Origin of the sequence: Modestobacter sp. VKM Ac-2985 (genome assembly GCF_026967925.1) — a bacterium.
GTDB lineage: Bacteria > Actinomycetota > Actinomycetes > Mycobacteriales > Geodermatophilaceae > Modestobacter.
The window spans coordinates 1,058,189-1,078,694 of sequence record NZ_JAPVBI010000002.1 but is presented as its reverse complement, the minus strand read 5'-3'; the positions used below and the strand labels follow the sequence as shown (position 1 = coordinate 1,078,694).

The 20,506-nt window shown below is 74.3% G+C and carries 18 protein-coding genes; 5 read left to right on the top strand and 13 right to left on the bottom strand.

The window, feature by feature from the left end; translation table 11 throughout:
- Nucleotides 1-10: 10 nt before the first annotated feature.
- Nucleotides 11-3,133, bottom strand: coding sequence for a preprotein translocase subunit SecA (gene secA, locus O2V61_RS14460; RefSeq protein WP_269183972.1), 3,123 nt, complete (start codon nucleotides 3,131-3,133; stop codon nucleotides 11-13).
- 87 nt (nucleotides 3,134-3,220) lie between these two features.
- On the opposite strand from secA, the gene O2V61_RS14455 reads away from it, so the two are divergent.
- Both O2V61_RS14455 and O2V61_RS14450 read left to right on the top strand, forming a co-directional pair.
- On the top strand, nucleotides 3,221-3,718 hold the full coding sequence (locus O2V61_RS14455) for a pyridoxamine 5'-phosphate oxidase family protein (protein ID WP_269183971.1): 498 nt from the start codon (nucleotides 3,221-3,223) through the stop codon (nucleotides 3,716-3,718).
- 5 nt (nucleotides 3,719-3,723) lie between these two features.
- Nucleotides 3,724-4,278 (top strand): GNAT family N-acetyltransferase, encoded by a 555-nt coding sequence (locus tag O2V61_RS14450; protein WP_269184272.1) that lies wholly within the window; start codon nucleotides 3,724-3,726, stop codon nucleotides 4,276-4,278.
- Nucleotides 4,279-4,393: 115 nt separating this feature from the next.
- Here O2V61_RS14450 and hpf read toward each other — a convergent pair whose 3' ends face one another.
- The 11 genes from hpf to O2V61_RS14395 all read right to left on the bottom strand — a co-directional run bounded on the left by hpf (nucleotide 4,394) and on the right by O2V61_RS14395 (nucleotide 16,620).
- The gene (gene hpf / locus O2V61_RS14445; RefSeq protein ID WP_269183970.1) at nucleotides 4,394-5,134 is read right to left on the bottom strand and encodes a ribosome hibernation-promoting factor, HPF/YfiA family; all 741 of its coding nucleotides are present in this window, start codon (nucleotides 5,132-5,134) and stop codon (nucleotides 4,394-4,396) included.
- Between the two features lie 27 nt (nucleotides 5,135-5,161).
- Nucleotides 5,162-6,034, bottom strand: coding sequence for a ComF family protein (locus tag O2V61_RS14440; protein WP_269183969.1), 873 nt, complete (start codon nucleotides 6,032-6,034; stop codon nucleotides 5,162-5,164).
- Nucleotides 6,035-6,128: 94 nt separating this feature from the next.
- Nucleotides 6,129-7,868, bottom strand: a complete 1,740-nt coding sequence (locus O2V61_RS14435) for an LpqB family beta-propeller domain-containing protein (protein ID WP_269183968.1) — start codon at nucleotides 7,866-7,868, stop codon at nucleotides 6,129-6,131.
- Nucleotides 7,865-9,604 (bottom strand): MtrAB system histidine kinase MtrB, encoded by a 1,740-nt coding sequence (gene mtrB, locus O2V61_RS14430; RefSeq protein WP_269183967.1) that lies wholly within the window; start codon nucleotides 9,602-9,604, stop codon nucleotides 7,865-7,867. The genes O2V61_RS14435 and mtrB overlap by 4 nt, the downstream gene beginning before the upstream one ends.
- 37 nt (nucleotides 9,605-9,641) lie before the next feature.
- A complete protein-coding gene (gene mtrA / locus O2V61_RS14425) occupies nucleotides 9,642-10,358 on the bottom strand; it encodes an MtrAB system response regulator MtrA (RefSeq protein ID WP_269183966.1) in 717 nt (238 codons plus the stop codon).
- A gap of 200 nt (nucleotides 10,359-10,558) precedes the next feature.
- Nucleotides 10,559-12,043, bottom strand: a complete 1,485-nt coding sequence (gene ahcY, locus O2V61_RS14420) for an adenosylhomocysteinase (protein WP_269183965.1) — start codon at nucleotides 12,041-12,043, stop codon at nucleotides 10,559-10,561.
- A 159-nt stretch (nucleotides 12,044-12,202) separates the two neighbouring features.
- Nucleotides 12,203-13,378, bottom strand: coding sequence for a mannose-6-phosphate isomerase, class I (manA, locus tag O2V61_RS14415; RefSeq protein ID WP_269183964.1), 1,176 nt, complete (start codon nucleotides 13,376-13,378; stop codon nucleotides 12,203-12,205).
- 77 nt (nucleotides 13,379-13,455) lie between these two features.
- Complete coding sequence (locus O2V61_RS14410) at nucleotides 13,456-14,598, bottom strand: SIS domain-containing protein (protein ID WP_269183963.1); 1,143 nt, start codon at nucleotides 14,596-14,598, stop codon at nucleotides 13,456-13,458.
- Entirely contained in the window at nucleotides 14,595-14,801 is a 207-nt protein-coding gene (locus O2V61_RS14405) for a Trm112 family protein (protein ID WP_269183962.1), read from the bottom strand. The genes O2V61_RS14410 and O2V61_RS14405 overlap by 4 nt, the downstream gene beginning before the upstream one ends.
- Entirely contained in the window at nucleotides 14,798-16,177 is a 1,380-nt protein-coding gene (locus O2V61_RS14400) for a phosphomannomutase/phosphoglucomutase (RefSeq protein WP_269183961.1), read from the bottom strand. Before O2V61_RS14400 ends, O2V61_RS14405 begins: the two co-directional genes overlap by 4 nt.
- Before the next feature lie 92 nt (nucleotides 16,178-16,269).
- Nucleotides 16,270-16,620, bottom strand: coding sequence for a DUF3499 domain-containing protein (locus O2V61_RS14395; protein WP_269158659.1), 351 nt, complete (start codon nucleotides 16,618-16,620; stop codon nucleotides 16,270-16,272).
- Between the two features lie 144 nt (nucleotides 16,621-16,764).
- Between O2V61_RS14395 and O2V61_RS14390 the strand changes: the two genes are divergently transcribed.
- From O2V61_RS14390 to O2V61_RS14380, 3 genes are all read left to right on the top strand, one after another.
- Nucleotides 16,765-17,529 (top strand): SDR family NAD(P)-dependent oxidoreductase, encoded by a 765-nt coding sequence (locus O2V61_RS14390; RefSeq protein WP_269183960.1) that lies wholly within the window; start codon nucleotides 16,765-16,767, stop codon nucleotides 17,527-17,529.
- A gap of 107 nt (nucleotides 17,530-17,636) precedes the next feature.
- The gene (locus tag O2V61_RS14385) at nucleotides 17,637-18,032 is read left to right on the top strand and encodes a metallopeptidase family protein (RefSeq protein WP_269183959.1); all 396 of its coding nucleotides are present in this window, start codon (nucleotides 17,637-17,639) and stop codon (nucleotides 18,030-18,032) included.
- 40 nt (nucleotides 18,033-18,072) lie between these two features.
- Nucleotides 18,073-19,569, top strand: coding sequence for a hypothetical protein (locus tag O2V61_RS14380; protein WP_269183958.1), 1,497 nt, complete (start codon nucleotides 18,073-18,075; stop codon nucleotides 19,567-19,569).
- Here the strand turns inward: O2V61_RS14380 and O2V61_RS14375 are convergent.
- Entirely contained in the window at nucleotides 19,544-20,407 is an 864-nt protein-coding gene (locus tag O2V61_RS14375; RefSeq protein WP_269183957.1) for a hypothetical protein, read from the bottom strand. The genes O2V61_RS14380 and O2V61_RS14375 overlap by 26 nt on opposite strands.
- Nucleotides 20,408-20,506: the final 99 nt, after the last annotated feature.

Genomic DNA, 20,506 nt, shown 5'->3' with positions numbered 1-20,506 from the left:
GCTCAGTGGGTCAGCCTGCGACGCCGTGGCACTGCTTGTACTTCTTGCCCGAACCACAGGGGCAGGGCGCGTTGCGGGGGGTCTCCTTGGTGCCGGTGACGGTCGCGGTCTTCGCCGCCTTCGCCCGGCCACCGTCCTTGGCCGATGCGTCCAGGCTGGGCGCGCTGTAGCTCAGCTCCGACTGGTCGGGGGCCTCCAGGCCCTTGACGTCCAACTCCGGCCCGGTGCCCGTGGACACCGGCGCCGCCGACTCCGTGGGCGCCGGCGCGGCAGCCGCCGCGGGGGCGGCCTTGCGGGTGCGCCGGGCCGAGCTCGTCGTCCCGCCGCCGTTGGACGTCGGCACAGCAGTCGGCACGGCCGGAGCCGTGCCGTCGCCGTCCGCTGACGGAGCGACCGGCTCGGCGGCCGGCGCGGTCGACTCGGCCGGCGCGGCCGACTGGGCGGGAGCGGCGGGCGCGGCCGGGGCCGGGGCATCGGTCGCCGCCGGAGCAGCGGTCGCTGCCGGAGCAGCGGCTGCCGCCTGGGCTGCGGCCGCGGCCTGCCGGGCCAGCACGCGCTGGGTCCCGGCCTGCGCCCGGGAGAGCGCCTCCGCCTCGGCGGCCGCCTGCTTCTGCGCGGCCTCCGCGGCCTGCTGCTCCTTGGTCTTGACCTCGAGGTTGAAGAGGAAGCCGAGCGACTCCTCCTTGATCCCGTCGAGCATGGCGTTGAACATGTCGTAGCCCTCGCGCTGGTACTCCACGACCGGGTCGCGGTTGGCCATCGCGCGCAGGTGGATGCCGGCCCGCAGGTAGTCCATCTCGTAGAGGTGCTCGCGCCACTTGCGGTCCAGCACCGTGAGCAGCACGCGCCGCTCGAGCTCGCGCATCACCTCGGAACCGAGCGCCTCCTCGCGGGCGGCGTAGGCGGTGTGCACGTCGGCGAGCAGCTCCTCCTTCAGCACGTCCGCGGTCAGCGCCGCCTGGTCGCCGTCGGCGACCCGGTCGAGCAGCTCCTGCCGGTCCAGGCCGACCGGGTACAGCGCCTTGAGGCCGGCCCACAGCTGCTCGAGGTCCCAGTCCTCGGCGTAGCCGGTCTCGGTCGCGCCGCTGACGTAGGCGATGACGACGTCGTCGACCATCGTCTGCACCTGCACGTGCAGGTCCTCGCCGTCGAGCACCTTGCGGCGCTCGTCATAGATGACCGTGCGCTGCCGGTTGAGCACCTCGTCGTACTTGAGGACGTCCTTGCGGACCTCGTGGTTCTGCTGCTCGACCTGGGTCTGCGCGGACAGGATCGCCCGGCTGACCATCTTGGACTCGATCGGCTGGTCGTCGGGGACCCGCAGCGTGGTCATCATCGACTCGAGCATCGGCCCGTTGAACCGGCGCATCAGGTCATCACCCAGGGACAGGTAGAACCGCGACTCCCCCGGGTCGCCCTGACGCCCGGACCGGCCACGCAGCTGGTTGTCGATCCGCCGGCTCTCGTGCCGCTCGGTGCCCAGCACGTACAGCCCACCGGCCTCGGCCACCTGGTCGTGCTCGGTCTTGACCTGCGCCTTCGCCGATGCGAGGGCCTCGTCCCAGGCGGCCTCGTACTCCTCCGGGGTCTCCGCCGGCGACAGGCCCTTGGCGCGCAGCTCCTCATCGGCGATGAACTCGGCGTTGCCGCCGAGCTGGATGTCGGTGCCGCGGCCGGCCATGTTGGTGGCGACGGTGACGGCGCCGAGCCGCCCGGCCATCGCGATGATCGACGCCTCCCGGGCGTGGTTCTTCGCGTTGAGCACCTCGTGCGGGATGCCCCGCTTGAGCAGGTACGTGCTCAGCAGCTCGGACTTCTCCACGCTGGCGGTGCCGACCAGCACCGGCTGGCCTTCCCCGTGCCGCTCGGCGATGTCCTCGACGACGGAGTCGAACTTGGCCTTCTCCGTCTTGTAGATGACGTCGGCGCGGTCGGCGCGCACCATCGGCCGGTTCGTCGGGATGGGCACGACACCGAGGGAGTAGGTCTGGTTGAGCTCGGCGGCCTCGGTCTGGGCCGTGCCGGTCATCCCGGAGAGCTTCTCGTAGAGCCGGAAGTAGTTCTGCAGGGTGATCGTGGCGAGAGTCTGGTTCTCGTCCTTGATCTTCACCTTCTCCTTGGCCTCGATGGCCTGGTGCATGCCCTCGTTGTAGCGCCGGCCGGACAGCACGCGGCCGGTGAACTCGTCGACGATGAGGACCTCGCCGTTCGTGACGATGTACTGCTGGTCCTTCTTGTAGAGCTCCTTGGCCTTCAGCGCGTTGTTCAGGTAGCTGATCAGCGGGGTGTTGGCGGCCTCGTAGAGGTTCTCGATGCCGAGCTGGTCCTCGACGAACTCCACGCCCTCCTCGGTGATGGAGATCGTCCGCTTGGCCTCCTCGACCTCGTAGTGCCGGTCACGCCGCATCAGCGGGACGATGCGGGCGAACTCGCCGTACCACTTGGCGCTGGTCTCGGCCGGGCCGCTGATGATCAGCGGGGTGCGCGCCTCGTCGATGAGGATCGAGTCGACCTCGTCGACGATGGCGAAGGCGTGGCCGCGCTGGACCAGGTCGCCCTTGCTCCAGGCCATGTTGTCGCGCAGGTAGTCGAAGCCGAACTCGTTGTTCGTGCCGTGGGTGATGTCGGCGGCGTACTGCTGCCGACGCACCTCGGGCTTCTGGCCGGAGACGATCGTGCCGACCGACAGGCCCAGGAAGCGCTGCACCCGGCCCATCCACTCGGCGTCGCGCTGGGCCAGGTAGTCGTTGGTCGTGATCACGTGCACGCCGTCGCCGCTGAGCGCGTTCAGGTAGGCCGGCAGCACACCGGTCAGGGTCTTGCCCTCACCGGTCTTCATCTCCGCGATGTTGCCCAGGTGCAGCGCCGCGCCGCCCATCAGCTGCACCCGGTAGTGCCGCTGGCCCAGCGTGCGGGTGGCCGCCTCGCGGACCACGGCGAACGCCTCGGGGAGCAGGTGGTCCAGGGACTCCCCGTCGCCGTAGCGCCCCTTGAACTCATCGGTCTTCGCGCGCAGCTCGGCGTCGGTCAGATCGGTGACGTCGGGCTCCAGGGCCTCGACCGCGTCGGCGATCTTCGTCAGCCGTCGGACGATCTTGCCCTCACCGGCACGCAGGATCTTGTTGAACACCACGACCCCAGCGTAGGCGGCGCGGCTGTGAAGCGGTCCCGGCGCGGCCGAGCGTCCTGCCCGGAGCCCCGCACTCGTACCCTCCGCGACGTGTCCTCCGCCTCAGACTCCCCACCTCCCCCGCTGCTCGGACCCGGACTGGTGGCCTTCTTCACCGAGCGGCACCTGGCCACGCTGACCACCCTGCGCGCCGACGGCACCCCGCACGTCGTGCCGGTCGGCGTCACCCTCGACGCCGCCACCGGCACCGCCCGGGTGATCACCTCCGGCACCTCGGCCAAGGTCCGGCACGTGCGACGCGGACAGGTGCAGGGCGGGCAGGTGCAGGGCGGGCAGGTGCAGGGCGGGCAGGCGCAGGGCGGGCCGGCCCGGGTGGCGGTCTGCCAGGTCGACGGCAAGGTGTGGACGACGCTGGAGGGGACCGCGGTGGTGCGCGAGGACGCCGGTTCCGTCGCCGACGCCGAGGCCCGGTACGCCGTCCGCTACCAGCAGCCACGGGTCAACCCGGCCCGGGTCGTGCTGGAGATCTCGGTCGACCGGGTGCTGGGCAACGCCGAGCGCTGGCGGGGTCCCGAGGCGCCGCAGTGACCGGGATGGACCTGCGCGGCATCGACCTGACCACGGAAGTGGTGCGCACCGACCGGCTGGTGCTGCGCCCCTTCCGCGAGGACGACGTCGAGCCGGTGTGGACCGCCTGCCAGAGCCCGGACATCGCCCGCTGGATCTCCGCCGTCTCGGTGCCCTACACCCACGTGGACGCAGCCGCCTGGGTCACCGGCGAGGCACCGGCCATGCGCCGCGAGGGCACCGGCCTCACCGTGGCGATCGAGGCCGAGGGGCGGTTCGTCGGATCCGCCGGCGTGCACCGGATCGGCCAGCACCCGCTCGGCCCGGAGGTCGGCTACTGGATCGCCCCGGATGCCCGCGGCAGCGGGTACGCCGCGGAGGCGGCGCACGCGCTGGCCGAGTGGGCGCTCGGCCTCGGCGCCCCGCGGGTGTACCTGGTCGCCGACGTGGTCAACACCGGCTCGCAGCACGTGGCCAGGAGAGCCGGGTTCACCCAGGAGGGCGTGCTGCGCTCCTACCTGGCCTACCGGGACGGCAGCCGGGGCGACGCGGCGGTCTTCTCCCGGCTGCCCACCGACTGAAGAAGGACCTCCCTGCCCCCCACCACTCGCGAGCTCGCGGCGGGCCCCTGCAGGGAGGCCGAAGGCGACGAGCCGCCCCCCGCGGTGCGGAGGGCGGCTCGCCGGGGGCGGCGGGTCAGGCGTGTGCGGGCTGGAGGTCCCCCGCCGCCGCGGATGCCGCGACGTCGGCGGCCGGGGCCCCGCCGTCCTCGGCGTCGGCCGGGGCGCCGAGCCGGATCAGCCCGTAGTCGAACGCGTGCCGCCGGTAGACGACCGAGGGCACGCCGGTGTCGGCGCAGAGGAAGAGGAAGAAGTCGTGCCCGACGAGTTCCATCTCGTAGAGGGCCTGGTCGATGTGCATCGGGGTGGCCGGGTGCACCTTCTCCCGGACGACCCGGCCGGGCAGGTGCTCGTCCAGGTCGGTCACCAGGGGTCCGTCGGCCAGCGCGGCCTCGACGTCGGGGGTCGTCCCGTCCGGCTCCCGCACGGGGGCGCTGCTCACCCCGTTGAGCACCGGCTCCTCGACCGTGGGGACGCCGTCGATCCGCACGCTCGGTGGCGTGCGCCGCCCGTGGTGCACGCGGCGACGGTCGTTCGCCCGCCGCATGTGGTTCTCCAGCTTGCCGGCCGCGAGCTCCAACGCGGCGTAGAAGTCAGGGGCGGAGGCTTCAGCGCGGGCCACCGGCCCCTTGCCCCGCAGCGTGATCTCCACGCGCTGGGCGTTGGCGGTCTGCCGAGGGTTCTTCTCGTGCAGCAGCTCGACGTCGATGCGGATGACCTTGCCGTCGAACCGTTCCAGCTGACCGACCTTGTCCTCCACCTTCTGGCGGAAGTGCTCGGGCACCTCGACGTTACGACCACGGACCACGATCTCCATGGGACCTCCCGGTTGAGCGGGGTGTGATCAACCCGACGCTAGACGCTGTACCCCGGTCCCGACAGTGGGAGCAGGGTCCGGGCCCGCTCCACCTCGACCACGCACCGTGAACGACCCAGGTGGCGGCGCGGCGAACGGGCGGTGCACTCGTCGTGGAGTCGCCGCGACGACCGCGGCCACCACCGGCGTGTCCCGACACGGCGTGTCCCCGGCTGTCACGAGCGCCCGGGCCCCCTCGGTCAGGGTCGCGCCGCTCGTGACGACGTCGTCAACGAGCACCAGCCGGCTGCCCGAGGGCACCCCGGCCCACGCCCGGTGGCCGGGGGGCAGCACGCGGAACCGGCCGGCCAGGTTGGCCCGCCGGGCTGCGGCGTCGAGGCCGGCGGAGTCCCGGGTGCGCCCGGCCCGCCCCCGCAGCCTGCCCAGCACCGGCGCCGTCCGGGCGGGCACCCCGGCTGCCCGCAGCTCGGCCACGGCGCGGTCGGCCAGTTCCTGCACGTGGTCCCGGCCCCGCTGGCGCACTGCCGCCGCCGAGCTCGGTACCGGGACCAGCACGACGGTCGCGGTCGCCGGGCCGGCTGCACCGGCCAGCACGACGCCGACGGCCAGCGCCAGCGCCGCGCCCAGCGGGCCGGCCAGCTCGGCCCGGCCGTGTTCCTTGAACGCCAGCACCGCGGGGCGCACCGGCCCGGCGTAGGCGCCGGCCGCCACGGTCGGCGGGAAGCCGGGCGGATGACGCCGCGGCTCGGCCAGCCGGGGCCGGGTCAGCCGACTCCGGCAGGCCGGGCACAGGACGTCGCCGGGCCGCGCACAGCCGGCGCAGCTGCGGGGCAGGACCAGGTCGGCCAGCGCCCGGCTCCCGGCCCGCAGCACCCCGACCACCCCGCTGTCCCCGTCCATGCCGACAGCCTGCCGGTCCTCGGCCGCGCCCGGTCGCCCAGCGCGGCGCTGGGGACCCGGGGCGGGCGTGGGGACGACGGCCGGCGTCGTCCGCTCACATCGGGTAGAAGGGCGCCCCTCCCGGCAGCGGCTCGGCACCGCGCACAGCGGTGACCCAGTTGCCCCCGGGCAGTTGCCACAGCGTGCCGCCGGCGCTGACCAGGGGCTGACGCCCCGGCGCGGCGGCGACGCCGGTCGGCTGCGCGGGCAGCCCCGAGGTGGTCAGCTCACCGAGCCCCCAGCCGTCGACGCTCACCTCGTACGGCACGGTGCGCCCGGTGCTCGGGTCACCGGCCAGCAGGAGCAGCGACCCGGCGTTCCGCCAGGCGACGTCGACGACCTGCCGGATCGCCGGGGTGACCGACCGCAGGTCCCGGACACTGACCGCGTCCTCGGCCCGGACCACCGTCCCGACGTAGAGCTGCCCGCCCTCGGGTCCGTCGATCACCACGGCGGCCCGCAGCCCGTCCGGGGAGAGCTGGAACGTGCTCGCCCGGCCGAGCCCGGGCAGCGTGGGGGCGCTGACCGTCTGCGGCGCCCCGCCCTCGGGCAGCCGGATCACCTCGGCGCCGTCCCGGACGGTCCACACCTCGGCCCGGGTGCCGGCCGTCGTCGGCTCGGTGAAGCTGCTGCCGGTCAACCCCGGCGCCAGCTCCTCGCCGTACTGCCCGGCGTACAGCGTGGCCGGCGCCCCCGACGGCGACGCCGAGGTCGACACCCCGGCGGTGAGCCCGAGCGCCCCGGTCCGGCCGTCGACCGAGACCGCCGCGGAGTCCAGGTCGTACACGCCCTCCCCGGCGGGCCCCGGTGCGGCGCTGCCGTCGGCGGCACGACGCAGCGCGCCGTCGGCCACGTAGTGCCCGACCGCATCGGCCGGGACGACGTCGGGGTCGTACTGCTGCCAGTCGTCGACCCGCTGCTCCTCGGGCACGTCCGGCAGGCCGAGCTCCTGCCCGTCGCGCAGCACCCTCACCGAGGTCACGTCCAGCTGGTCCAGGGACCAGACCAGCTGCGCGGAGGCCGCCTGCAGGGTCGCGTCGTCGACGTCGGAGGGGAAGGTGAGGTCGACCGTCGCCGTCCGACCGGAGGTGCTCACCGTGCTGCGCAGCTCCGCGCCGGCCAGCGGGTTGAGCACCCCGGCGGCGACCTGCGGGGACGGGCCGTCGATCAGGCGCTCGACGAGCGTGTTCGGCTGGGCACCGCCCTCGACCAGGTAGCGGGGGTCGGGGACCACCCGGGTGCCGGACTGGTCCAGGAAGTAGGCGTCGACGGGTTCGTAGGTGCGGGCGAAGTCCGGCTCGAGCATCAGCAGCCCGTCGGGCGGGTCGCTGATCCGCCACTCCCCCGACTCCTCGGTGAGCGTGAAGGTGTGGTCGTAGACCTCGCCGGTGCCGACCGTGAAGCTGCCGCGCTGGTCGACGGTGCCCACCTCGGCAGCGGTGACCTCGACGACGCCGGGCGCGGTGCGCACCGGGGCGTAGTCGCCGCTGATGACGGTCAGCCCGTCCGTGTCGCGCCAGGCCGCTGCGGCCTCCTCGGTCAGGTACTGGCGAGCCACCGGGTGGTTGCGGACGGTGCTGGCGTTCGCGTCGATGAACCCACGGACGACCTCCTCCGGCGTCGCGCCCGGTACCGGCGCCGGCGGCTCGATGCCGACGGCGCCGGCCGGCGGGGCAGCCGCCTGGGTGATCCGCACCGTCGGGGAACTGCTGGGCACGGTGCTGCACCCGGCCAGCACGAGCACGGCGAGCAACGCGACGAGCGGGGCCAGCCGTGCGGAACGGGGCCCGGTCACGAGGCGCCCCCCACGACACGCGTCGGCGCCGGGCGGAGGGGGAGCGGCGAACTGGCCAGGTCTGCGCCGGCGGTCAGCGGCAGGGTGAGCCGGAACTGGGCCCCCTGCCCGGGCTGGCCCCACACCTGCAGCCAGCCACCGTGCAGCCGGGCGTCCTCCAGGCTGATGGACAGGCCGAGGCCGCTGCCGCCCACGGTGCGCATCCGGGAGGGGTCGGCGCGCCAGAACCGGTCGAACACGTGCTGGGCCGCCACCGGGTCCAGGCCGACACCGTGGTCGCGGACCGTGATCGCCGTCGCCGAACGGTTCGCGGCCAGGGTGATCTCGACGGGCTGCCCCTGCCCGTGTTCGATCGCGTTGCCGATCAGGTTGCGCAGCACCCGCTCCACCCGTCGCCCGTCCACCTCCGCGATGACCGCCGACGTCGGGACGGCGACCTCCAGGGTGCAGCCGTGCCGCTCGGCGAGCACGGTCATCCCGGCGGCGACCCGCTCGACCAGCGGGCCGAGGTCCTGCGCCTCCGCCTCCAGCGTCGCCGCGCCGGCGTCGTACCGGCTGATCTCCAGCAGATCGGTCAGCAGCCCCTCGAAACGGTCCAGCTCCGCCCGCAGCAGCTCCGCGGAGCGGGCGACGGCCGGGTCGAAGTCCCCGCGCGCCTCGTGCAGCACGTCCGCCGCCATCTGCACCGTGGTCAGCGGCGTGCGCAGCTCGTGCGAGACGTCGGAGGTGAACCGCTGCTGCAGCTGCGAGAGGCCCTCCAGCTGGGTGATCTGCTTCTGCAGGCTCTCGGCCATCGCGTTGAAGCTCGTGGCCAGCCGCGCGAGGTCGTCCTCGCCGCGCACGGCCAGGCGCTCCTCCAGGTGCCCGGCCGCCAGCCGCTGTGCACCTCCGGCGGCGCGACGCACCGGGCCGACGACCAGCCGGGTCACCAGGACGCCGATGCCCACGACGAAGAGCACGAGCGCGGTCCCGCTGATCACCACGGTGCTGCGGATCAGCCCCAGGCTCTCCTGCTCCTGGTCCAGCGGGAAGGCGAAGTAGACCTCAACCCGGTCGCCGCTGCGGGCGTCGGTGGGCACGGGCGCCCCGACCACCAGGGTGGGCACGGGCTCGCCCTGCCCGCTGGGCACCGACGCGTACCGGTAGGCCGGTGATCCGTCGGCCACCTCCGCCCGGAGGTCGGCGGGGAGGGCGGGGTAGATCTCCAGCCGGCTCCACGCCGGGCGTTCCTGGTCACCGGAGCCGTAGACCATCACGACGTCGAAGTCACCCGCCGCGCCGCCGCGGGAGGTCAGCCCCGTGACGGTGCGGGCGAGCGTGGACCGCACGCTCGCCGAGTCGCCGGTGGCGATGCCACTGACCTCGGTCTGGGCGTACGCCACCCCGTTCAGCGCCTGGTCGATGGCGGCGTCGCGTTTGACCCGGAGCAGCTGGTCGCTGATCTGGCTGAAGAGCACCAGGCTCACGATCACCACCACGGTGCTGGCGACCAGCATGGTGATGGCGCCGATCCGCAGCTGGAGCGAGGACCGCCAGGCGTGCAGGGCGCGGCGCAGGCTGCGCCCCCCGAGGACCAGTGCGCGCCGCCGCGCGCGGCGCACCCGGCGGCGCACCCGGGCCGATGGCGGACGACGGGCAGGACGGGGACCGGGGGCGGCGCTGCCCGGTGCCGCCACGCCCACCGGGTCGGCGGCCGGCGCCCCGGTGGCGGTGCGCACGACCGGCGAGGTGCTCACGACCGGCGAGGTGCTCGCGACCGGTGGGGTGCCCAGGTCACGGCGGGCCCGCCTTGTAGCCCACCCCGCGGACGGTGAGGACCACCTCGGGCTTCTCGGGGTCGCGCTCCACCTTCGCGCGCAACCGCTGGACGTGCACGTTCACCAGCCGGGTGTCCGCCGCGTGCCGGTAGCCCCACACCTGCTCGAGCAGCAGCTCGCGGGTGAACACCTGTCGGGGCTTGCGAGCCAGGGCCACCAGCAGGTCGAACTCCAGCGGGGTCAGGGCGATCGCCTCGCCGTCCCGGGTGACCTGGTGCGCCGGGACGTCGATCTGCACGTCACCGATGGCCAGGCTCTCTGCCTGACCGGTCTCTCCGCGGCGCAGCTGTGCCCGCACCCGCGCGACCAGCTCGACCGGCTTGAACGGCTTGGTCACGTAGTCGTCGGCCCCGGCCTCCAGCCCCTGGACGACGTCGATCGTGTCGCCCTTGGCGGTCAGCATCACGATCGGCACGGTGGACTGGGTGCGGATGTCGGCGCAGATCTGCAGGCCGTTGCGGCCCGGCAGCATCAGGTCCAGCAGGACCAGGTCGGGGCGGACCTGCTGGAAGGTGGCCACGGCTCGTGCCCCGTCGGAGACGAACGCCGGTTCATAGCCCTCCCGGCGCAGCACGATGCCCAGCATCTCGGCGAGGGCGGCGTCGTCGTCGACGACGAGGACGCGGCCGCGGCTGGTCCCGGCAGTGGGAGCTGAAGGTGGCACGGGACCCATTCTGCGCGACCGAGTCCAGGAAACGGTCCGCCCCGCCCGGGAGATCTCCCCGGACGGGGCGGAACGTGCAGCTCAGAGCCCCTGTCGCAGCTGGAACGGCCACCCTTCAGGGGCCAGCGCCGAGCTCGTGACGTGCTGGAACGGCCCCCTTGCAGGGCCCCGCCGCGAGCTTGCTCGTGGTGGGGGGCAAGGGGGTCCTTTCAGTAGCGGTAGTGGTCGCTCTTGTAGGGGCCCTCGACCGGGACGCCGAGGTAGTCGGCCTGCACCTTGCTCAGCGTGGTCAGCTTCACCCCGAGGGCGTCCAGGTGGAGGCGCGCGACGTGCTCGTCGAGCTTCTTGGGGAGCACGGTGACGCCCGGGGTCTGGCCCTCGTAGGCGGCGCGGTTGCCCCACAGCTCGATCTGGGCCAGCGTCTGGTTGGAGAACGACGCGCTCATCACGAAGCTCGGGTGCCCGGTGGCGTTGCCCAGGTTCAGCAGCCGCCCCTCGGAGAGCACGATGATCGTGTGGCCGTCGGCGAAGCGCCACTCGTCGACCTGCGGCTTGATCGTCGTCCGGACCACGCCGGGGGTGCGGGCCAGGCCGGCGATGTCGATCTCGTTGTCGAAGTGCCCGATGTTGCCGATGATCGCCTGGTGCTTGGTCTGGCTGAGCTGCTCGGCGGAGATGATGTCCTTGTTGCCGGTCGTGGTGATGATGATGTCGGCCTTGCCGATGACCTCGTCCAGCGTGGTCACCTCGTAGCCGTGCATCGCCGCCTGCAGGGCGTTGATCGGGTCGATCTCGGTGACGATGACCCGGGCACCCTGGCCGCGCAGCGACTCCGCGCAGCCCTTGCCGACGTCGCCGTAGCCGCAGACGACGGCGACCTTGCCGCCGATCATCACGTCGGTGGCGCGGTTCAGGCCGTCGATCAGGGAGTGCCGGCAGCCGTAGAGGTTGTCGAACTTGCTCTTGGTGACCGAGTCGTTGACGTTGATCGCCGGGAAGAGCAGCCGGCCCTCGCGGGCGAGCTCGTAGAGCCGCAGCACACCGGTGGTGGTCTCCTCGGTGACGCCCTTGATGGCCGCACCGATGCGGGTCCAGCGCTGGTCGTCCTCGGTCAGGCTGGTGCGCAGCGCGTCGAGGATGACGCCGTACTCCTCGGAGTCGGCCTCGGTGGTGTCCGGGACGACGCCGTCGGCCTCGAAGCGGGTGCCGAGGTGCACGAGCAGGGTGGCGTCGCCGCCGTCGTCCAGCAGCATGTTCGGCCCGATGATCGTGCCGTCGGTGTCGGTGAACTCGAAGAGCCGCTGGGTGCACCACCAGTACTCCGGCAGCGTCTCGCCCTTCCAGGCGAAGACCGGCACGCCGGTCGGCTCCTCGGGGGTGCCGTCGCCGACGACGATCGCCGCGGCCGCATGGTCCTGGGTGGAGAAGATGTTGCAGCTGACCCAGCGGACGTCGGCGCCGAGGGCGGTCAGCGTCTCGATCAGCACGGCGGTCTGGATGGTCATGTGCAGCGAGCCGGCGATGCGGGCCCCGGCCAGCGGCTGGGCCTCGCCGTACTCGGCGCGCAGCGCCATCAGGCCGGGCATCTCGTGCTCGGCGAGCGAGATCTCCTTGCGGCCGAAGCCGTGCAGGGAGAGGTCGGCGACCTTGAAGTCGCCGTCGGTCAGGGTGCGGGTGCCAGTGCTGGCGGTCATGTCGCTCCAGTGTCCGGCCCTGCCCGGGACGGGCGGGCTCTGTCGGTCGCTGTGTCCCCGCGGCTGCGGGGCGAGCGAGCATGCCGAGGCTTCGGCGGGGCTCGTGCCGTCGTCGATCCTACCCGCCGGAGCACCCCGCCCGGTGGCCCTGCGGTCCCGTCAGGGCTGCGCGGTGGTGGCGCGGTAGAGCACCGCGGGCCCGCGGGCGGTGACCGCCTGCCCGGCGGGCACGAACGCCGACTGTCCCTGCCGCAAGGTCAAGTCGCCGTCCGCGCCGGTGAGCACCGCGACGCCCTCCGCGCAGAGGACCACCTGCGGCCCGGCCGTGGTGAGCACACCGGGGTCGACGTCGACCTGGCAGCGAGTGAGGTCGAAGTCGTCGACCGGGACGGGGTAGCGCAGGCCACCACGGCCGAGCACCGGGTGGATGACCGGCACCTTGCCGTCGGTGAAGTCCAGGACCTCGATCAACGCCGCCAGGTCGACGTGCTTGCTCGTCAGCCCGCCGCGGAGCACGTTGTCCGAGCTGGCCATCACCTCCACCCCGGCACCACTGAGGTAGGCGTGCAGGTTCCCGGCGGGCAGGAAGACCGCCTCACCCGGCGCCAGCGTCAGGTGGTTGCACAGCAGCGAGATGACCACGCCGGGGTCACCCGGGTACGCCTCGGCGAGGTTCTCCGCCCAGCGGTAGGTGTTGATGAACTCGGGGTCGTGCTTGGCGACGAAGCTCGCCGCCTTCTCCGCGACCGCGCTGACCAGCGACTCCCGGCGCCGCTCGGACAGGGCGAGCAGCTGGGGGATCGCGGTCCGCAGGCCCCCGTGGGCGAGCGCGGCGACCGTGGGCAGCAGCTCCGTCAGCTGGAGCTTGGCCAGGCAGTGCAGCGACTCGACCAGCGGGCGGAAGCCGCAGAGCGCCTCGACCGGCGTGATGGCCAGCAGGATCTCCGGCTTGTGGAACGGGTCCTTGAAGGTCCGTGTCGGGTCGTCGAGCGGGACGCCCGCGGCCTCCTCCGCCGCGAACCCGACCTCTGCCTGAGCGGTGGTCGGGTGCGCCTGGAGGGACAGCGGCTCATCCGCGGCGAGGACCTTCATCAGGAAGGGGAGCCGGTCACCGAAGCGGTGCCGGGCCTCTGCACCCAGCATCGTCTCCGGGTCCATGGCGATCGCCTTGTCCAGCGGTCGACCGTCGGAGAGCACGCTCGGCTGCCCCGGGTGCGCCCCCATCCACAGTTCCGCGTGCGGCTGGTCAGCCGGTGAGGGCTGCCCGAGCAGCTCGGGGATCACCGTGCGGGATCCCCAGGGGTAATGGCGCACGGCGTTCGTCATCTGCCACATCGCGCCGGACCATACCTCCGCACTCAGCGGCGTCCACGGCCGAACCGCCGACCACGCTCACCGAGGTGTGCACCAGGTCAGGTGTGGAACGCCCGCTCGTGGTCCAGCGCCAGCGCCAGGTAGACGGCGCTGAAGTCGGCGACGGACAACTGCCGGGCCAGCCGGGCCAGCCGGGGATGCCGTTCCGGTTCGGCCTGCTCGGCCAGCGCGCTGACCGGGACGTTGTGCGCCGCCGCGGTGCGCAGCACCTCCTGCATCGCCTCCCCGGCCGACCGCGGGTCGCGTTCCCCGGCGTCGTGCTCGCCGGCGTCCGCGTCGCGGATGGTGATCAGCCGCAGCCGGCGGCCGACGTCGTCGGTCCGATCCCGGAAGAAGTCGTCCTGCCCCTCCTCGGGCGCCAGCAGGCCGCCGAGGACGGTGCACGCAGCGACCCGCTGGTCGGGCAGCCGGAAGCCGGTCACCGGCAGCCCGGCCAGGGTGGCCAGCTGATCGGCGACCCGGCCGGCCGCGGCCCCGGCCAGCGGACCCTCGGCAGCGATGACCGGCAGCGCGTCCAGCAGCTCCAGCGCCAGGGTCTTCGCCGGGTTCACGAAGGACTCACGGGCCGGGCCGCACTCCGCCGCCACCTCGTCCAGCGCCGCGGCCACCAGCTCGGTGTCGGCGGCGTCCTCCGCGACGAGCCCCAGCTCGGCGGCGAGCAGCAGCATGGGCGTGAGCAGCGACCACAACGCGGTGTGCTGCACCCGGGAGGCCGGCAGCGGCACGTAGGGCGCCCGGGCGCTGGCGCACGCGCCGTGCAGCGGGGCGCCCTCGGCGCCGATGCCGACCAGCACGACGCCGCGGCGGGCGGCCTCGTAGGCGGGGGTGACGGCGTACCGGCCCGCGCCGGTCCGGGTCGCCACCACCGCGATGTCCGAGGGACCCATCCAGACCGGCAGGTCCGGCCCCGGGACGACGTCCACGGTCACCGGGCTGGCCGGCCCGAGCAGCGCCCGCAGCACCGCCGCGGCGACCGCTCCCTCGCGCCGCCCGACGATCACGAGCCCACGCGGGCGGCCGCCCGAGGTGGCCCGCTGCAGCCCGGCCTCCTGGGTCAGCTGCGTCGTCTCCCGGACCTGGGCCCCGGCACCCGCGACCGCCGGCAGCAGCCCCCGGGGGTCGCGGGCACGCAGCAGCTCGAGGTCGTCGAGGACCTCCTCGGCGAGCTCGGGCGAGGTCATGAGCTGCGCTGCCGGGCCTCGTCGAGCAGCAGCACCGGGATGCCGTCGCGCACCGGGAAGGCGCGGGAGCAGCTCGGGCAGACCAGCTCGCTCGCCTCGACGTCGACGGTGAGCGGCGTGTGGTGCGTGTCCGGGCAGGCGAGGATCGCGAGCAGCTCGGGGTCGATGCCCAGCGTCCCGCCGCCGGCGGCCGGGCCGCTCATGCGCGGACCACCTCGAGCACCTCGTCGCGCACCTGCGTCATGCGGGCTGCGTCGGCCGCCTCGACGTTCAACCGCAGCAGGGGCTCGGTGTTGCTGGCCCGCAGGTTGAACCACGCGCCGTCGGGCAGGGAGACCGTCAGGCCGTCGAGGTCGTCGAAGGTCACCCCGTCCTGGTCGCCGTAGACCTCGCGGACGGCGGCCACCCGGCCGTCCTGGTCGGCGACCGTGGAGTTGATCTCGCCCGAGGCCACGTAGCGCTCGTACGAGGCGGTCAGCTCCGACAGCGGGCGGGACTGCTCGCCGAGCGCGGCCAGCACGTGCATCGCGGCGAGCATGCCGGTGTCGGCCCGCCAGAAGTCGCGGAAGTAGTAGTGCGCGGAGTGCTCACCGCCGAAGACGGCGTCGGTGCGGGCCATCTCCGCCTTGATGAAGGAGTGCCCGACCCGGGTGCGCACCGGCTCCCCGCCGTGCTCGCGGACGATCTCCGGCACCGCCCGGGAGGTGATCAGGTTGTGGATGATCACCGTCCCGGTGCCCTTGGCGAGCTCACGGACGGCGACCAGCCCGGTGATCGCCGAGGGGCTCACCGGCTCACCGCGCTCGTCGATGATGAAGCAGCGGTCGGCGTCGCCGTCGAAGGCCAGGCCGATGTCGGCGCCGTGCTCGCGCACCCCCGCCTGCAGGTCGACCAGGTTCGCCGGGTCCAGCGGGTTCGCCTCGTGGTTGGGGAAGGACCCGTCGAGCTCGAAGTACATCGGCACGATCTCCAGCGGCAGGCCGGAGAGCACCACGGGGACGGTGTGCCCGCCCATCCCGTTCCCGGCGTCGACGACGACCTTCAGCGGCCGGATGCCGGAGAGGTCGACCAGGTTCCGCAGGTACGCGGCGTACTCGACGGCGACGTCCCGACCACTGACCGTGCCCAGGCGGCCCGGGTCGCGATCGAACACGGTCGCCCCGTCCAGGAGCTGCTCGGCCCACTCCCGGATCTGGACCAGCCCGGACTCCTGGCCGATCGGTGCGGCGCCGGACCGGCAGAGCTTGATGCCGTTGTACTGCGCCGGGTTGTGGCTGGCGGTGAACATCGCACCCGGCATCTCCAGCGAGCCGGCGGCGAAGTACAGCATGTCGGTGGAGCCCAGGCCGGCCTCGACGACGTCGAGCCCGCGGGACAGCACGCCCTCCGCGAAGGCCCGGGACAGCGGGATCGAGGAGTCGCGCATGTCGTGCGCGGTGACGACCGAGGTCGCGCCCGTCTCCTGGTGCACGAACTCGGCGAAGGCGGTCCCGATGGCGCGGGCGACGGTCTCGTCCCACTGGTCGGGGACGACCCCGCGCACGTCGTAGGCCTTGATGATCGATGTCAGGTCCGGCAACGCAGCTCATCCTCGCAGTCGGTGACCGCGGCCCGAGTGACCGACGGCGGGTCGACCCTAACGGCGCGGCGGGCGCCGGGCGCCCCAGCGTCTCAGGGGAGGTTGGGGAGGACGCGCAGGTGGCCGCGGCGGGTGCCGCTGCCGTCGTCGGCCGGGTCGCGCGGGGGCTCCGGGCGGGCCGCCTCGCGCACCGCGTCGGCCAGCGCCAGCAGGTCGTCACCGGTCGGGCCGAGGTCGTCGGCGTCGATCTCGTGCCGGACGACCTCCCAGCCCCGGGGCACCGTGAGCCGCTCGGCGTGGAACTCGCACAGGTCGTAGCTGTGCGGCTCGGAGTAGGTCGCCAAGGGGCCGACGACGGCCGTGGACTCCGCGTACACGTAGGTCAGGGTGGCCGCCGCCGGTTGCGCGCAGCCGCTGCGCGAACAGCGACGTGACTGCCTCACCACCGGTTCCTCACGCTGGGCACACTATCCGGGCCGACGCCGTCTGGGGAGGAGGCACACCGGATCACGCACGTCCACCCCCTCGTCCCCGTCCTGGCACACCTGCCCCAGCCGTCCCCGCACCACGACCCGGGAGAGACCCCCATGACGACCGGACCCGACACGGTGCTGCTGCTCGGCGGGCGCAGTGAGATCGGCCTGGAGCTGGCCGAACGACTGGTCGCCGACGGCGCCCGGCGGGTCCAGCTCGCAGCCCGGCGCAGCGACGCCCTCGACGCAGAGGAGGCGCGCCTCCGAGCGGCCGGCGCGACGTCGGTGCAGCGGCTGGAGTTCGACGCCGACGACCTGGCCGGACACGAGCAGCTCCTGAGCGCCGCCCTCGACCCGGCCGGCGGCTGGGACCCCCGACGCACCGTCGCCGTGCTCGCCTTCGGGGTGCTCGGCGACCAGGCACGGGCGGAGGTGGACGCGGAGCACGCGGTGGCCGTCGTCTCCACCGACTACCTCGCCCAGGTCTCGGTGCTCACCCACCTGGCCCGCTTGATGCGTGCCGGCGGGGGCGGGCGCATCGTCGTCTTCTCCTCGGTCGCCGGGGCCAGGGTGCGCCGGGCCAACTACGTCTACGGCTCGGCCAAGGCGGGGCTCGACGGTTTCGCCAGCGGCCTGACCGACGCGCTGCACGGGTCCGGGGTCCGACTGCTCCTGGTCCGGCCGGGGTTCGTCGTCGGGCGGATGACCACGGGCATGTCCCCCGCCCCGCTGTCGAGCACCCCCACCCAGGTCGCCGCCGCCGTGGCCGATGCCCTGCGCCGGGACCGGACCGTGGTGTGGGTGCCCGGGTCCCTGCGGCTCGTCGCAGCGGTCCTGCGCCTCCTCCCCCGACCGATCTGGCGCCGGATGCCCCGGTGATCCGGCGTGGCCACGGCCACGTCAGGCCGTAGGCTCCTGCCGCGATGGACCGCCTCCCTTCCCGCGCCCGGCGCGACCGCCATGGCCGCGGCCTGCGTGGTCGTCTCGTGCCACCGACGGTGCCGCTGTCCCGCAGCCGCGCCGAGCAGTTCGACGACCTGGTCCTGGACGCGGTCGAGGACCTGGAGCGCCGCTGGGAGCGCGAGCTGGCCGGCGTCGAGTTCGCCGTCGAGGACGTGCCCTGGGTGGACCACACCAGCCCGGACGACGTGGTGCTGGACGCCGACGTGCTGGAGGACGGCAGCGTCCCGCTGGCCCGGGTGCTGCCCGCACACCGGGAGGGCGGGCACGAGCACCCGGCTCGGATCGTGGTCTACCGCCGTCCGCTGGAGATCCGCGCCGCCGACCGCGACGACCTCGCCGACCTGGTGCGGGACGTCGTCGTCGACCAGGTGGCGGTGCTGCTGGGGCGGGACCCCGAGGAGATCGACCCCGCAGGTTGAACGGGCCGTACCGGACCCCTTTGCCATGCTGGGCGCCGAGATGAGCGCAGCTGACCAGAGCCGGCCCGGCCGGCAGGGTGCCCGACGGGCAGTCGTCACCGGGGTCGTCGCCGTCCTCGTCGTCCTCGCCGCGGGCCTGGCGCTGCTGGCCCTCCAGCCCCGGACGACGACGGCCACCGCGACCCTGACCGTGACCCCCCGCACCGAGGCCGGCGCCGGTGCCGCCCTGCTGCTGGCCGACCGGTACACCGCGCTCGCCGGATCGGCCGAGGTGCTGGCCGAGGCGCGGGCCGGCGCGCCCGCGCTGGCCGAGGTGTCGCTGGCCGAGCTCGAGGAGGGCACCGCTGCCGACCGCGCCCCCGGCACCGCCACCGTCGCGGTCCGGGTGACACTGCCCGACCGGGACGCGGCGGTGACCGCTGCCGACGCCGTGGTGGACCGGCTGGTCGAGATCGGCGCCGCCGAGGACCTCGTGGACGTCGACCCCGGCCGGGAGGCCTCCCCGTCCGACGCCACCGGGTCGCCGGCCGCGACCCGGTGGGTGGTCGTCTCGGTGCTGCTGGCCCTCGCCGCCGGGCTGTGCGCCGCGCTGGCGTCGGCGCTCCTGGCCGGGCGGGCTGCTGCCGGGCCGGCCGCCCGCGAGGCCGGTCACCACGGCACCGATGTCGAGCAGCTCGACGACCTGCCCGGCTTCCGGGAGGCCCCGCCCGGCTCCGCCACCACCCGGCCGCCGGCCGCACAGCCGCAGACCGCCAGGACGGGCGTCACGGCGACCGCGGTCCGGGCACCCGGCGGCACGCTGTCGCGCACGGCTCTGTCCGCCACCACCCTGACGGCGGCGTCCCTGCTGGTCCTCGCCGCCGTGGCGGTGGGCGCACCCCCGAGCCAGGCCGGCGACGCCGGTCTGGACGACACCGCGGCGGACGGCACCCTCACCGGGACGACGGGCGCTCCCCCTGCCCCGACCGACCCCGCGCCCGCCGCGCCGACTCCCGAGAACGGTGTGCCGGCCGCCGCGACCCAGCCCGAGGCGGGCGCCCTGGCGCTGTCCTCCGTCCCGCTGGGCGCCGACGGCGTCGCGGCGACGGCGAGCTTCGGCGGGGTGCTGCTGGAGGAGCGGGCCGTGGGGCTGACCGTCACCTACCCCAGCGTCAGCCTCACCACCGACGGCCGACGCGCCCTGGCACACGTCCGGCTGCCCACGTACAACTGCCTGACCGCCGAGCCCCCCGCCGACCCGGTGGCCGCCGGCTGCGCCCGGTCGATCACCGAGTACGCCGACCTGGCCGACCCGGAGCTCCAGGTCACCCGCGACGGCGACCGCATCGAGCTGACGGGTCTCTTCCCGACCTACACGCGCCCGAACGGGAGCCCGCCCGGCTACACCGGCAGGGCCTACCAGCTGGCCGCCTCGATCACCCCCGACGGCCCGCGCCGGGAGGGCACGGCCCCGGCGACCGGCGTCGTCCGGATCGGGCTGGACAGCGCGGCCACCGCACCCGAGCGCGGGGTCACCCGGTTGCAGCACCCCGGCTGAGCGCACCCCGGCGGCCCAGCCGGGTGAGGCCGGCGACGGCCGTCAGCGTGCCCGCCGGGGCACCGAGCTCACGGCGGAGCCCGCCGACGTCGCTCGTCCCCCACCACGGCCAGCGCTCCTCCCCGGCGGCGCCGCGATCGAGCAGGGTGAGCAGCACGGCCCTCGGCCCGTCGTCCGCCGGGACGACGGCGACCTCCAGCTCGCCGGTCGCGGCGTGCAGCCGGGCTGCGGCGCGCACGAAGTCCCGCTGCGCGGCGGGGAGCTGCGCCAGCACGGCCGGCAGCCAGCGCTCGACCTCGGCCGGGTCCCGACTGCGGACGACGTCGGCGACGGTGTCCAGCTCGTCGACCAGGCGACGACTGCGGACGGTGGCCAGCTGGGCGTCCGGCAGCCCGGCAGCGAGGTGCCGCACCGTCGGGTCGCCGAGCGGGAGCCCGGTCAGCCGGAGGGTCCACGGGCCCCGGACCCGGTCCAGCAGGCCGATCACCCCGGCGGCGAGCCGTGTGGCGACCTCGTCGTCCCGGGCCGGCAGCCGGGACTGAGGTCGTCCCGGGGGCAGCGGGCCGGGTTCGGCACCCAGCAGGGTGACCACGGTGCCGACGCCGCGGCGCCGGAAGGACAGCAGGGCCACCCCGACGGGAGGGCTTCCCGCGTCCTGCCCGACCAGCACCGCCCGCGGACGGACCCGACCGAACGGGCGGCCGGCCTGCGTGTTCAGCGCAGCGGTGAGCCACGGTGGGCGGGCGGGGAGGGGGGCGGCGACGCCGGTCAGGAGAGGTGCGGCGGCGCGGACCTCACGGACGACGGCGGTGTGGCCGTCGACGACCCGGGTGTGCACGGGCCCAGTCGATCACACGGGCGAGATCCGTGGGGGCGGACTGCAGAGCGGCCGGGTGGGGTGCTCGGTGACGAGCCTCGTCGGCGCGTCGTTGCGCCG